The sequence below is a fragment of the Heyndrickxia sp. NPDC080065 genome (assembly GCF_050281185.1).
Taxonomy (GTDB): domain Bacteria; phylum Bacillota; class Bacilli; order Bacillales; family Bacillaceae_C; genus Heyndrickxia.
In genome coordinates this window covers 194,965-209,026 of record NZ_JBNNWS010000006.1, presented here as the reverse complement: position 1 = coordinate 209,026, position 14,062 = coordinate 194,965, and the positions used below count along the sequence as shown (strand labels likewise).

The following is a 14,062-nucleotide window of genomic DNA, read 5'->3' as shown; positions in this document are numbered from 1 at the left end:
TGTAAATTGTCATCTTTTTGTAACCTTTTATTATTAAACTACAAAACTAAGATAAATTAAAGTGAATTTGGTAAATTAGTGCATTAAAACTACTTAATTATTCTATTTGGGGGTTTTTTTATGAAAATTATTTTACCTACAGTGGCGGCTATTATATGTGCCATTGTTCTAGTGATGGGGAATATCCATTGGAAGGAAAGAACAATTGTTTCATCCGTTGCAAAGGATCCCGATACGGTCACGGATACGGAAACTACAAGCAATCAAGACGAATCAGATAATAAAGAAACCATAACACCTAATATGGACTTATCATACATAAAAAACTGGCCGACAGATGCACAAGATACTTTTAAAAAGAAGATGAAACAAGGAGAGCAATTTAAAATAGCCATTGTTGGTTCCCAAGAGCTCGGAGATGATCACGGATGGGCCAACCAATTGAAAAATGCGATGGAAGAGACGTATGGAAAAGAGCATCTTCAAGTGGTTACTTTTTCATTTGATAAAACATCTAATGATTTTATCCTAGAGAAACGCTTCAACGAAGTAGCTAACGAAAAAGCTGATCTTGTTTTATTTGAACCATTTGTATTAAACGATAATAGCGGGGGTATTGGAGTAGAAACTAACCATGATAACATCTTAATGGTGGTCAATGCGTTAAAAGGGAAAAATGAGAAGACAGTTATTATGCTGCAGCCTTCCAACCCGATTTACAATGCTATTAATTATCCAAAACAAGTTGAGCAATTAAAAGACTTTGCAAAAGAAAATGATTTCGACTATCTTGATCATTGGTCAGCATGGCCAAATCCGCAAACAGAAGAGATTATGGATTATCTAGATAATGAAAGTAATCCGAGTGAGAAAGGGCATGAGGTTTGGTTTACATTTTTGAAGGATTATTTTATTGCTGAATAGAGGGAAATGTTTTTTCTCCATGCTATATTCTAGTAATTACTTAATATCTACTTAATGTTTTCGTTGTCAGACTTAAAACTTATTAAAACAAATAAAGGCATGCGGCTGGCTATTCAATTGTTGAAAAAAGCTAGCCGCATTTTCTTCACGAGAATTTAATATCCATAGCCTTTAAAGATGGTGTACAATCTGGTTCCTCAAATTTCGTAACAATAATATGTAAACCTTTTTTCATCCACTAGTATTTAGATTACTCACTGTTAAAGTTACACAAAATTTCTATTAAAAATTTTATTAAAAGTCTATTTTGCAAATACTAAAGAATAATTGAATTTTAGTCGTATATACTTAGCAGGAAAATAGTCTCATTATATCGAAGTATGAGGAAGGAAGGAGTAACAAATGCTTAGTTTATTCGATAATAAATGTAATATGTGTAAAAGAAAGATCAAACCCTTACGGAAATATAAGAATGATAAAGGCAAAACTATTAAAATTTGCCTTGCCTGTTCTAATTATGCTGAGAGAAGAGCTTATAAAAAAGTAAATTGATTGTTCATCATTATAGGGAAAAAGTCAGTAGACAGAAGGAGGTATAATAGGTGATTGACAATTTAATAAAAGCTGGTGATGCCTTACAATCGGAAGCAAAAGATGATACGGTTGGTAAGTTTTTTGATTCAGTAAACTTTGAGGCTTGGGTATCAAAAGTAATCCTATATTTAGAGAACTATTATGTCGATACGGCTATCACTGAAAAAGCAATAGATAGATACAAATCATTAAATAGTAATAACAATTATGCTTATTATCAATTTCTTTTAGGGTCACTTATCGCAATTAAAGAATTCGAAAACGAAGAAGATGATTTTGACGATTTTTAATATTGTTTAATTTTAGCACTTTATTACGCGGTGCTTTTTCTTTTACAACACAACTATTGAAGCCTCAACTAATATAGTAAGGCTTTTTAAAGTTGTATATTTTTTTGTATCTAACTATTCAATCAAATCATTCTCTAAAATGTAACCATTATTCCAAGTACCAATTAATAAATATTGATTATTATCACTGAACTGAGCTAAACAAGCGTATGGTAGATTTTCAACACGTATAACTTGTAAATCATCGTACCTTAAGATATAAATTTGATTACTGTACGTTAAGATAATAAATTGCCCATTATTGGATTGGTTAATATGGTAGAAATATCCTTTATCTGTATCGTTGTTGTTTTCTAAAATCGTTTTTTGCTTTAATACGTTATCAAAAGTTGAATCCATTATGGTAATTTCAAAATTATTGATCAAAATATAAACTTGATGAATTGAGTCATAAATAGCAGAGTTCCAGTGTAAATTTAATTGATTTTCAATTATTGTAATAGATGGCTCACTATTAACATTTGAAACCTTTAGTAGTTTATATTCTCGACTATCTGTTTTGTTGCTTACATAGCTCAAAGTAAAGAGGTATGAATTTTCACTTGGAATCATATGATGGTAATCGAAAAGGGTTATTGAGTCATCAAAGTCTGTAAGAATCTTGTATTCTCCACTATCAATGTTGACTAATGCTAATTGATTGCCGCATTTGGTTTTAAGAGTATCCAGGATTGTGAATGGTGCATTCGTTAACGCAAAATCCCCTTCGACAAAATGGACTTTTTTGTTTGATTTTATGGTTTTAATTAATTGAAATTCTGAAGTGTCATACATACATATAGTACCGATTGTGTTTTTTATGTATAAGTAATCATTATTTTGCGAGAACTGAATACAGCTAGGATTTTTAGGTTTACTGAGCTCCGCTATTTTTTCCCATGAATTTGAATCATAAACAATCGTTTTACTCCCCATTAAATGACATAAAAAACGATAGTCATTTGAAAATTTTATTTGAAAAGAGGTTTTAAATTTTTTGATTAGATTCATATGAAGCATACCTACCAAGCTCCTTAGCAATTCTTTTTCTTACATATTCTCCTTTTTCCCACATATCCCTTCTCCAACTTTCCGTTAGAGCAAAAAAGCTACCAATCATCATTAAGATTAGTAGCTCCTGATGCAAAAATAGTAACATATTTATTTCAATAAGTTGTTTTTCTCTAAGTATTCTTTTGCAACTACACTAGCTTTTTTCTTTTCAACCGCCACTTCATAGTTCATTTCCCGCATTTCATCATCCGTAATTTTACCAGCTAATCGATTTAAGATCGCTTCTAATTCTGGATACTTATCAAGTGTTTCTTGCTTTAATAGTGGTGCGCCTTGATATGGCGGAAACAGTTGTTGGTCGTCTTCTAATACAACTAAATTATATCTTTTTAGTTCACTATCTGTTGAGTATGCATCTACAACATCCACTTCGCCTGAATCCACTGCTTTATAGCGTAATTCCGGTTGCATCACATTTACATTCGAAAATTTAATCCCATATAGCTTTTGAATACCTAAATAACCGTCCTCACGTTCTGGAAACTCTGGTGTGAATCCAGCACGAACCGTTCCTTCTATTGCTTTTAAATCAGAAATGGATGTTAGATTATTCTGTTTAGCTAATTTTGAAGTAACAGCTAAAGCGTACGTATTATTATATTCCATTGGTTTAAGCAACACTAAATTGAATTGATCCTTGATTCCATCTTTTGCTTGATGATAGACTTCTTGTCGATCTGTACTTTTTGGCTTTTCTTTTATTAAATCAGCAATGACTGTCCCCGTAAACTCTGGATAGATATCGATGTCTCCTGATGTTAAAGCATTAAAAGCCATTGTTGTCCCATTCAAGTTTGGTTTGAGCTCAACTGTTAGTGAAGAATTTTCTTCAATTAATAGCTTGTACATATTAATTAAGATTTCAGGTTCAGAACCTAATTTTCCACCAATCACTAAATCAGCTTTTTTAGGTTGAATAAACGTAGTGGCAATAATTAATACAAAAGCGATGCAGATAATCGTTACAAATGAAATCATCGATTTTTTAAAGGATAATCTCTCAAGTTTTCTTAAAATAAAATCAAAGAATAATGCAAGTAATGCGGCAGGAATAGCTCCTAAGAGAATGAGATTTGTATCGTTTCGACTAATCCCTACTGTTATTAAATCACCCAGTCCGCCAGCACCAATTAAGGCAGCAATCGTAGCTGTTCCCACAATTAATACCATTGCTGTACGAACTCCAGCCATAATAACAGGCATGGCTAAAGGTAATTCTACTTTAAATAACAACCTGCGATTATTCATTCCTAAGCCTTTCCCAGCTTCAATTAGATTAGGATCAATCTCTTTAATTCCCGTATATACATTTCGTAGGATTGGTAGTAAAGCATAGATGACAAGAGCAATGATCGAAGGAACCTTCCCAATCCCAACGAGGGGAATAAGCAAACCTAATAAGGCTAATGAAGGAATCGTTTGAAATACAGCGGTAATGCCAATAACAAATTCAGCAATTTTCTTTTTTCTTGTTAAATAGATTCCAAGTGGGATGGCAATTAATAAACTAATGAAAAGAGCAATAAAAGATATCTCAATATGCTCTAATAAGTTACTCAATAAATCACTTTTTCTCGCCATAAAGGTAGAATAGAATTCACTCACCTCGAACACCTGCTTTCATTGATGATGCAAGCGACTGAATAAGCGAATCTTTCGTGATCACTCCTATAATATCCCCTTCTTTTTCAACCCCAAGTTGATCATCTTGTAATAATGCCTCTAATACCTGTTGTAAAGTGCTAGTATAGGCAATTGTGCCATTTATTTTTTTATCTTGATTTAAAGCAAGGATGGCTTGTTCAATTTGAAAATGTTCAGGATCATTTGATTCACCATGTCCCCCAATAAATTCTTTGACAAATTCATTATTTGGATGATGAAGCAACTCATTGGGAGTACCAATTTGTACAATTTCTCCATCTTTCATTAAAGCTATCCGGTCTGCTAATTTAAACGCTTCTTGGATATCATGTGTCACAAACACAATCGTCTTTTTTATATCTTTTTGAAGTTTTATTAAATCATCTTGCAATTTTTCTCGACTGATTGGATCTAGGGCACTAAAAGGCTCATCCATAATAACAATTTCCGGATCAGCTGCTAATGCACGGATTACGCCTACTCTTTGTTGCTGGCCACCTGATAATTCATTTGGTTTTCTATTCTTATATTTTTCTGGTTCCAACCCAACCATTTCTAACAGTTCATCCACTCGTTTGCCCATTTTCTTCTTATCCCATCTCTTCATTTCAGGTACAATCATAATATTTTCTTCAATGGTCATATGAGGAAAAAGAGCAATCTGCTGCAAAACATAACCAATATTCCATCTTAATTCATGAATGTCATACTCACTTATTTTTTTCCCATCAATAAATATCGTCCCATCCGATAAAGGAATCAATCGGTTAATCATTTTCAGAGTCGTTGTTTTTCCACAACCACTTGGACCAATCAAAACAAAAAACTCACCTTTTTTGATCTCCAAATTCAAGGATTCAACTGCAACCGTATCGTCTTGATATCTTTTCGATACATTTTCAAATTTAATCATAATCTATTCCCCCCCTTAAAAGTTCATTTTATTAAGGTTAATATATCTTTAGGTTGTTTGCCAGTTATTAACTTGATCGATCTTCAAGCTTTGTACTTGTTAGTTGATTAATTATGTTTTTCACTGTCATAAGTTTCTGCATGATCATGTCGTCCCAAGCATCTTAGGCAAAAGCATGGATTGGAATTAAATGTGGGTATAAGCTGACAGCTGCTTTTTGGAAATTCAATAAAATTGTTGTGTCTGATATTTCTTGTAAAGCAGCATCTATTTCATGGTCATTGTCTTTGATTACTCTTTTATCAATCATTTACACTTGTATAATCATGTTTCATAGATTTTTCAACTCCCTCATGACCGTTTGGATGATGTGCTCATCTACGCCGGTGAAGAAGGAAATTTCAGCAGCTGCAATTTTGATTGTGCAAACGCTATTTGAAGGATCTTTCGAAGCTGTGGATGTTATAGTATTTTTACCTTCTGGATGTATTGAAACGGGGACGATTGTTAGTTTTTGTTGTGACATAGGAATAGCACCTCCTTAATTGATATGATTATTGTACTAAGGGGTGCTGATCATTTATATGCGTTGTTTGAATGGGGGCTTACAGAGATAAAAAATAATTAACTCCTTTTCACGAATGAAAAGGAGTATTGTTACTTTGTTCTCTCCTATTTCCCATTTTAATAGCGGCTTGTTTTGCCTTTTCTTGCTCAGGGTTGGAATAAAGAGCTGCTGTAGTTGTTGAGGTATGCCCTAATTGTCTCATCAATAAATGTATATCATTTTCTTGTTCCATTAAGTTAGTAACATAAGTATGTCTTAATTTATGTGGAGACATTGATTTATTAGATTTAAAAGCTTTTGTATACTTCTTTACCATATCTTCAATCGCTCGATTTGAGATGGGGTAGGCAATATTGTTGCTTTTTTTAACAAAAACATAATCGAAATCTTCTTTAGTAGCATGATATCGAGTAGAGCGTATAGTTAAATATTTTTTTAAATCATCCATAGATTCTGGTACAACTGGAATCGTATCGAGTTTCCCACCTTTTCTTAAAACACTTATTGTTTTTTCCTCAAAATCCAAATTACGCAAGCGGAGATTAGATAATTCATTAACTCGAATACCGCTACCTAAAAATAAAGACAAAATAGCGATATCTCTTTCCTTGTCACGAAAAAAATATACTTTTTGCTGAGCTGAGAGTTTGTTTTCGTCTACTAATGTTGATTTAATAATTTCAATATCATAATAATCAGTTATTACGAAATCTCCTAATGGTGATACTGTTAAACTATGATATTGAGGCTGCGATTCATATTCAGTTATTTCTCCACTGACACAATCAATTTTAAATAAATAATCCGAAGTTAGGACTAGAACGTTGTTATACTTCTTTGATAATGCAACAGCCCATGGTAATCCTCTAAATTCACCACACCATTCACTAAAATCTTCATTTTCAAATTTTACCCAAGTCCAACTTTGGGAATTCCATGGGCTTAAAACGTCATAAATTCTTTCCTTGTATCGCCCTGAATATGGTTGATTTATTATTTCTGCATTGATTATCAACTCGTTCGTCCTCCATAAGGATACTTATTATTAATATTCAATATAAAAATTTCATATCATTCTTAAACTGCCTCTTTCGTATAATATCAATAAAAGCTGCTATCTTATTTGATCTTCAACTCTTGCCCCTGTTAGTTGAACAGAGGCACTTCTCCAATTATAAAAAAAATCACTTTATTATTAATTCCAAACGTTCAGCAAGTTCTTTGATAAATTCTTTCTGTGAATCTAACTTTGATTCAGCATATACTTTATTAATTCTATTTTGAGATTCGTCAATAAAACCAGAATTTTTATAAAGAATTGTGAGGAAGTGAGGACATTCGTAGAAGCCTAGTTCTTCTTTTCGAACCATCTCTTTTATTACATCTTCAATAGTTTGTAATTTCTCTAAGTGTTGAAAAATTACATTTTGAATATCATTTTGAATTTTTCTCTTAACTTCATCTAAGTTAGTCGATATACTAATTTTATACCAATTATCTGGTTCATTTTTCAATTCATTTATACGGAGCCTAAGAACAGAATAAACTTCTGTCGGAAATTGAGGTGGTTTCTCAAGATAAAATGTTCCAAACAGTTTATCAGTAAAAATACCAGTGTTAAAGGTAAATTCTACTTCTTCTTTCGTATTCCATTTTGAGGATTGGAGATTAACAGTCCATGCGAAATCGGGGAATATCTTAGCAAAGTTTTTTCCCTTCTTTTTAAATCCTTTTGCTTTAAATAAAGGGGCAATATCCTCTTTAATAATCTGTTTTAATAATTCCTGCATATTCATCATTTTTTCTCCATTTTCCATTTATTCAAAGCTTTACTTTAATTGTATCGTTATTCAATACTTTATTTTAATATCATTTTTATTTCTTTCTTAAAATGACTTTAACCTTTGATCAGAAAGACTTCAACCAAAAATCCTCTAGGTATAATAATGACAATCCAGAAAAATTCAAACTTACCTGCTGGTTTTATTTTGCAGCCAATTTTTTAGGAAAGCACCTGTTAACTTAATACGACAGAAGGATTTTTACCCTTCAATTAAGGCAGAATCATCAAAGCCAGCTGAAACGTATAATAATTTCTGTCCTTGAAGAACTATATTACATAAATGAATAAGATGATGGAAAACTTCACTTACGTCCTCTTGAGAGATATTATCTTCAGTTAATTTAAGCCTATTTCTGTATTCTTGAAAAATTTGATTTGCTTTTTGGTTTTCTAATGATTTTAATACCGAACAAGCTAAACTCCGCAATTCTTCAACTTCTTCATTAAAAAAGTAACGTATAACTTCCGATTTAAATTGTGAGAATTTATCTAAGTTTATATTTAATCGGTTTTGATTTTGAAGCAAAAAATTTAAAATAACCTCTGGTATTACTAAATAGATAAGTGATGTATCTTGATTGATCTTCTTAACTAAACCAAATTGTAATTCAGTGCCAAAATAATTCATTTTCTCACCCTAAATTTGTAATATGAAACTCTATTATAATATAAATTTTTATTCAACTTATAAACAAATGCGCAAGTGCCTTGATCAGCCTCGAGGGGCTAGGCGCTGGAGCTTGACGTAGACTACCACCCATAGGAAAGTTATCCACAAGTGAATATTTTATAATTTCCTAGTAAACGAAAAAAAAGATCTAAGAATTGTCTTAGACCTCATTCCAATGGTTATTTATTTTTCGGAACAAAATTAAAAATTTCCTCACTCTCAAACGTATCAACTAATCGATTTAGCCAATCATAATATTCTAATGTACGATTTAATTTTTCCATATCATTTGTTATTTGAGTCATCAATTCTTCATCCGTATTTTCATCATTCTTCAATTCAGAGAGCTCTTTTAAAGACTTCTCTATGGCGTGTTCATTCATGGAAATAGCATTACGCCATTTAATTGAAAATAAGTCAATGAAGTTTTGATACCAGTCCCCTTCAACTGCATATAAATCCTTTCTGCTTCCTTTTTTCCATACCTTATCAACCATCTTTAAATCTAATAATGTTCTCACGGAAGTACTCATACTTGTTTTACTCATACCAAGCTCTTCCTTCATTTCATCAAGTGTTAGTGGTTGATCATGAAAAAACATCATTCCATATAATCTACCAATTGATGGGGTCACACCATATAAATGCATATTTTGTGCGACCGCTTCTATTACTCGTTCACGAGCCTTTTCCAGTTGAACCTTGCCTTCCAATGTATTATCACACCTCGTTTAGTGGTATTTACTTTTTAGAATCATGATTGTCTAACGATTAGTTTATTATTCGAAAGTTAAATGTTAAATTCAAAAGTTGCATTTAGGAAATCTCTAATTTTTCTCTTATTAAGAATCCTCAATAAATAATCTATCCTTTTGAAGTTATAAAGTAAAGAGCGTAATAGAAAAGGAAACTGGAGGAAAAGGAAGGAATTTTAAGAATAACGTACATTAAGTACGTACAGTTATTTCTTTACAAACTGTACGAACGGAATATAGAGTGATATCGCATTTGTTTTGCAGCTAAATAGTTCGTTACAATTAAGGGTGTAAAGTAAGTGAAGGAGGATAAAATGACTAGTGAAAATCAAAAAATCAAAATAGATGTGAAGAACGTAACGAAAATTTTCGGTAAGCATACGAAGAAAGCTTCACATCAATTATCAGAGGGAAAAACAAAGCAGGAAATATTAAAAGCTACAGGTGCAACCGTTGGTGTAAATCAAGCCAGTTTCCAAGTTTATGATGGAGAAATATTTGTCATTATGGGGTTATCGGGTAGCGGAAAATCTACTTTAGTCCGAATGTTGAATCGACTAATCGAACCAACTTCAGGAGAAATATTAATTGATAGCGAAAATGTAACCAATATAAGCAAAGATCAGCTAAGACAAATAAGAAGAAAAAAAATTAGTATGGTGTTTCAAAAATTTGCTCTTCTCCCCCATCGAACCATTCTACAAAATACAGAATACGGTTTAGAAATTCAAGGTGTAGACAAAGCAATTAGAAAGGAAAAAGCGATAGAAGCTCTTAAGCTTGTCGGATTAGAGGGTTATGAAAATCAATACCCGGATCAATTAAGTGGCGGAATGCAGCAAAGGGTTGGTCTTGCTAGGGCATTAGCAAACGATCCAGATATATTATTAATGGATGAGGCATTTAGTGCATTAGACCCGTTAATTAGAAAAGATATGCAGGATGAACTACTTGAGCTTCATAATTCTGTCGGAAAAACAATTGTTTTTATTACTCATGATTTAGATGAAGCGCTTCGAATTGGTGACCGAATTGCTTTAATGAAAGATGGAAATATTGTTCAAATTGGTACACCTGAAGAAATATTAATGAGCCCTTCAAATAAATATGTTGAAAAATTCGTTGAAGATGTAGATTTTTCCAAAGTGTTAACAGCTGGACATATTATGAAGCGTGCTGAAACTGTACAGATTGAAAAGGGACCAAGAGTCGCATTAACACTTATGAAAAATCTAGGAATCTCTTCGATATATGTAGTTGACAAGAAAAACCATCTTTTAGGAGCAGTAACTGCCCCGATGGCTCGGGAAGCATTCGATCGAGGCATCTCACTTCACGAAGTCATTAATCGTGATATTACAACTGTTTCAAAGGAAACTCTTTTAATAGATTTGTTTGATGCAGTCTCTTCAGCTGTGATACCAATTGCAGTCGTAGATGAGCAAGGACGAATGAAAGGGATTGTAATAAAAGGTGCACTTATAGGTGCTCTTGCGGGAAATGACACATTTATTCAAATCTCTGATGAGAAAGATCCTTCATTAAGGGAGGTGAATTAAATGAATAATTGGATCCCGAAAATTCCATTAGCTGATTGGATTGACCAATTTGTTGATTGGTTAACATCTAATTTTGGAGGAATATTTGATGGTGTGGCAAACGGTCTAGAGAATATCGTAACTGGAATAGTATCCGTACTTGCATTTATACACCCCATTTTATTAGCTGTAATCATCAGTTTACTTGCATGGTGGTTAACCAAAAAAAGCATTGCGATTTTCTCTTTAATTGGCTTTCTTATTATTGATTATTTAGGATATTGGAGTGCAATGCTTGATACATTGGCACTTGTCTTAACCTCAGTTATTATTTCCATAGTCGTTGGAATTCCACTTGGAATATGGGCATCTCAAAAGGAAACGGTAAGAAAAATCGTTTCCCCTATCCTGGACTTTATGCAAACAATGCCTGCTTTCGTCTACCTATTACCCGCTATTTTCTTTTTTAATATCGGTGTCGTTCCAGGTGTCGTTGCATCCGTAATATTTGCGATGCCCCCTACCATTCGCCTAACAATTTTAGGAATTAAACAAGTTCCTGAAGATATTATTGAAGCAGCAGAAAGCTTTGGATCAACTACAAGTCAAAGATTGTTAAAAGTACAATTACCACTTGCCATGCCAACTATCATGGCTGGTATCAACCAAAGTATTATGCTTGCCCTTTCAATGGTAGTTATTGCATCAATGGTTGGAGCACCGGGGTTAGGAGAAGAAGTCTATCGTGCAGTAACACAGCTGAAAACAGGAGTCGGAGTGGAAGCAGGACTTGCGATAGTTATTGTAGCCATTGTTTTAGACCGAATCACACAAAATATAGGCAAGAAAAAACAAAGGGGGAATATATAATGTGGAAAAAGATTATTGGTATTGGAGCCATTGCAGTTCTATCCTTTGGATTAGCAGCATGTGGAAACGATAAAGCGAACTCTAGCAACGGGTCTGTCGGAAAAAATGTAAATTATAAAATTACCGGAATTGATCCTGGCGCAGGTATTATGACTGCAACCGAAAATGCAATAAAAGATTATAAGTTAGATAACTGGCAACTTGTAACAGGATCAAGTGCAGCTATGACAGCTGCCTTAAAAAAAGCTTATGATAAAAAGAAGCCAATCATTATCACTGGGTGGAATCCACACTGGATGTTTGCTAAATATGATTTAAAGTATCTTAAAGACCCAAAAGGTGTATATGGTGAATCAGAAGAAATTCATACAATAGCCAGACATGGATTAAAGGATGATCATCCAGATGCTTATAAAGCACTAAGTCAGTTTAACTGGACTGAAGATGATATGGGCTCAGTCATGTTGGATATCCAAGAAGGCACAAAACCTGAAGAAGCTGCTTCCAAATGGGTGAAGGATAATCAAGAAAAAGTAGCTGAATGGACAAAAGGCGTAAACAAAGTAAATGGAGAAAAAATTAAACTAGCTTATGTTGCATGGGATAGTGAAATTGCAAGTACGAATGTAATGGCAAAGGTTCTTGAAGACATAGGTTTTAATGTAACGCTTACACAGGTAGAAGCCGGTCCAATGTGGACTGCTGTTGCTGATGGAAGTGCAGATGCTTCACTTGCTGCCTGGTTGCCTGCTACCCACAAAACATATGCAGATAAATTTAAAGGAAAATATGAAGATATCGGTACTAGTATTACTGGAGTGAAAATTGGATTAACAGTTCCTAAATACATGGATATTGATTCAATTGAAGACTTAAAATAAAATTTGTGCAGCTTTTTACCTTATTGGTGAAAAGCTGTTTTTTTATTTCATCCATCTATTTTCAAATGTAATAACATGATGAACAAAATCAATTGCAGAAATATGCATTATTTGCACTTTCCGTAAAAGAGCGTTCCTGCTTTTTACAGAAACGCTTTTCATAACTTTATAGCCCTCTATATTAACTCACCATTACAAGTCTAATTTTAAGAATGTGATGTTATTGGAAATAAAGGTCGTTCTGACCCGAATTCTATCATCGGTCGAACAAACAATACATCATCCTCCGCTTCTATTTTTTCAGACTCTACATTCTTACAATCAGGTATAAAATGAAAAATAATTCTTTTGATATCCAATGATACAATGCTGCTTAAAACCATTTCTAAATCTACTTTTCTTCTACTAATAACATCATAAAGATGTAATTCCCCATCCTCTTCTTCGAATAATACAATAATGTCTTCTTCTTCGATAAAATAAATTGAGTTAGGGAATGCAATAAGAAAATAGAACATAAGTAAACTTTCATTGTCTTTCACATCTAATACCGACGACACTGGAATTCTCTCCTTAGCGTACAATTTCATTAAAGATAAATCTTTTATATTTCCAGTATCTAATTTTCGGATCGTTTTATTTGATTTTTTCTTGTACTCATCAGCATTTAAGAAATATCCACTTTCTTGCACTCTTTCAAATCCAAATTTCGGATAAAAATCAAGAACAGAATCATTAGCGAATAAATAGATAAATTCACATTGTTCCTCATATGTTTCAATAATGTAATCCATTAATTTTCTGCCCAAACCTTTATGACGATAATCTGGATGCGTCATAACTGTGCCGACTTGTATTCCTTTAAATTCCTTGCCATTTGTAACTACCGTCATTTTACTTATTGATGCATTGGCAATTACTTTTTCCCCATCAATATATGAATAACAGATATATTGATCGTTCCAACATCCCTTTTCATACCATTGGCTAAAATCTAGTCCAAAAACTAACTTTGCTAATTCATTAAAACTTTCTCTGTATTTTCTATCGTCTTTGTAATCATATATTAATTGATAATTTGTCATAAATAATCCCCTTTTCATTATTTGATTACTTCAAACTTAAAATGAAAGAAACATTACCATTTATCTCACCGCCTTAAAAAACATAAAAAAAGACTATAAGAAGAAATCCTTCTCATAGTCAAATATAAATTCATGATGAATACACCTTTCCCATTAAGGGATAGGAAACATTGAATATATGATTTGAAAGGATATGATGTCTTCTAATCGCTAATGTGCAAAAAAGCAAACTAAATAGAACTAAGGAATAATCCTTAATTTGCTTATTACACGATAAAATTCTTGTGAATTTTCATTAGCAATTAATAAGTTTCATCATAAACAATCAAAACCTCTTTTCCGAATATTCTTATTACAATTATACGTTTGTACGG

Annotated in this window: 15 protein-coding genes; 5 read left to right on the top strand and 10 right to left on the bottom strand. The window is 32.7% G+C overall.

The genetic code is table 11. The features are described 5' to 3' along the window. The first annotated feature begins 120 nt into the window (after positions 1–120). Both ACQKP0_RS09040 and ACQKP0_RS09035 read left to right on the top strand, forming a co-directional pair. A complete protein-coding gene (locus ACQKP0_RS09040; protein WP_427405498.1) occupies positions 121–924 on the top strand; it encodes an SGNH/GDSL hydrolase family protein in 804 nt (267 codons plus the stop codon). 602 nt (positions 925–1,526) lie between these two features. Next, entirely contained in the window at positions 1,527–1,808 is a 282-nt protein-coding gene (locus ACQKP0_RS09035; protein ID WP_427405497.1) for a hypothetical protein, read from the top strand. A gap of 114 nt (positions 1,809–1,922) precedes the next feature. On the opposite strand, the gene ACQKP0_RS09030 is transcribed toward ACQKP0_RS09035, so the two are convergent. The 9 genes from ACQKP0_RS09030 to ACQKP0_RS08990 all read right to left on the bottom strand — a co-directional run bounded on the left by ACQKP0_RS09030 (position 1,923) and on the right by ACQKP0_RS08990 (position 9,272). After that, on the bottom strand, positions 1,923–2,867 hold the full coding sequence (locus tag ACQKP0_RS09030) for a YncE family protein (protein WP_427405496.1): 945 nt from the start codon (positions 2,865–2,867) through the stop codon (positions 1,923–1,925). Positions 2,868–3,008: 141 nt separating this feature from the next. Then, positions 3,009–4,526 (bottom strand): ABC transporter permease/substrate-binding protein, encoded by a 1,518-nt coding sequence (locus tag ACQKP0_RS09025; RefSeq protein ID WP_427405495.1) that lies wholly within the window; start codon positions 4,524–4,526, stop codon positions 3,009–3,011. Further along, on the bottom strand, positions 4,519–5,478 hold the full coding sequence (locus tag ACQKP0_RS09020) for an ABC transporter ATP-binding protein (RefSeq protein ID WP_427405494.1): 960 nt from the start codon (positions 5,476–5,478) through the stop codon (positions 4,519–4,521). Before ACQKP0_RS09020 ends, ACQKP0_RS09025 begins: the two co-directional genes overlap by 8 nt. Positions 5,479–5,641: 163 nt before the next feature. Continuing rightward, complete coding sequence (locus ACQKP0_RS09015) at positions 5,642–5,788, bottom strand: hypothetical protein (protein WP_427405576.1); 147 nt, start codon at positions 5,786–5,788, stop codon at positions 5,642–5,644. 21 nt (positions 5,789–5,809) lie between these two features. Continuing rightward, complete coding sequence (locus ACQKP0_RS09010) at positions 5,810–6,004, bottom strand: hypothetical protein (protein ID WP_427405493.1); 195 nt, start codon at positions 6,002–6,004, stop codon at positions 5,810–5,812. Positions 6,005–6,113: 109 nt separating this feature from the next. Next, a complete protein-coding gene (locus ACQKP0_RS09005; RefSeq protein ID WP_427405492.1) occupies positions 6,114–7,061 on the bottom strand; it encodes a tyrosine-type recombinase/integrase in 948 nt (315 codons plus the stop codon). Between the two features lie 169 nt (positions 7,062–7,230). Continuing rightward, positions 7,231–7,842: a DUF4304 domain-containing protein gene (locus ACQKP0_RS09000; protein WP_427405491.1), complete on the bottom strand. Its 612-nt coding sequence runs from the start codon at positions 7,840–7,842 to the stop codon at positions 7,231–7,233. Between the two features lie 246 nt (positions 7,843–8,088). Beyond that, positions 8,089–8,517: a hypothetical protein gene (locus ACQKP0_RS08995; RefSeq protein WP_427405490.1), complete on the bottom strand. Its 429-nt coding sequence runs from the start codon at positions 8,515–8,517 to the stop codon at positions 8,089–8,091. Positions 8,518–8,738: 221 nt separating this feature from the next. Next, positions 8,739–9,272 carry a GbsR/MarR family transcriptional regulator gene (locus ACQKP0_RS08990; RefSeq protein WP_427405489.1) on the bottom strand — a complete coding sequence of 178 codons (534 nt, stop codon included), beginning with the start codon at positions 9,270–9,272 and terminating at the stop codon, positions 8,739–8,741. 356 nt (positions 9,273–9,628) lie between these two features. Between ACQKP0_RS08990 and ACQKP0_RS08985 the strand changes: the two genes are divergently transcribed. The 3 genes from ACQKP0_RS08985 to ACQKP0_RS08975 are packed head-to-tail and all read left to right on the top strand — an operon-like array spanning position 9,629 to position 12,603. Further along, the gene (locus tag ACQKP0_RS08985) at positions 9,629–10,873 is read left to right on the top strand and encodes a quaternary amine ABC transporter ATP-binding protein (protein ID WP_427405488.1); all 1,245 of its coding nucleotides are present in this window, start codon (positions 9,629–9,631) and stop codon (positions 10,871–10,873) included. Then, entirely contained in the window at positions 10,874–11,722 is an 849-nt protein-coding gene (locus ACQKP0_RS08980; RefSeq protein WP_427405487.1) for an ABC transporter permease, read from the top strand. Beyond that, complete coding sequence (locus ACQKP0_RS08975) at positions 11,722–12,603, top strand: glycine betaine ABC transporter substrate-binding protein (protein WP_427405486.1); 882 nt, start codon at positions 11,722–11,724, stop codon at positions 12,601–12,603. Before ACQKP0_RS08980 ends, ACQKP0_RS08975 begins: the two co-directional genes overlap by 1 nt. 206 nt (positions 12,604–12,809) lie before the next feature. Here the strand turns inward: ACQKP0_RS08975 and ACQKP0_RS08970 are convergent, their stop codons facing one another. Next, entirely contained in the window at positions 12,810–13,688 is an 879-nt protein-coding gene (locus ACQKP0_RS08970) for a GNAT family N-acetyltransferase (protein ID WP_427405485.1), read from the bottom strand. Positions 13,689–14,062 lie beyond the last annotated feature (374 nt).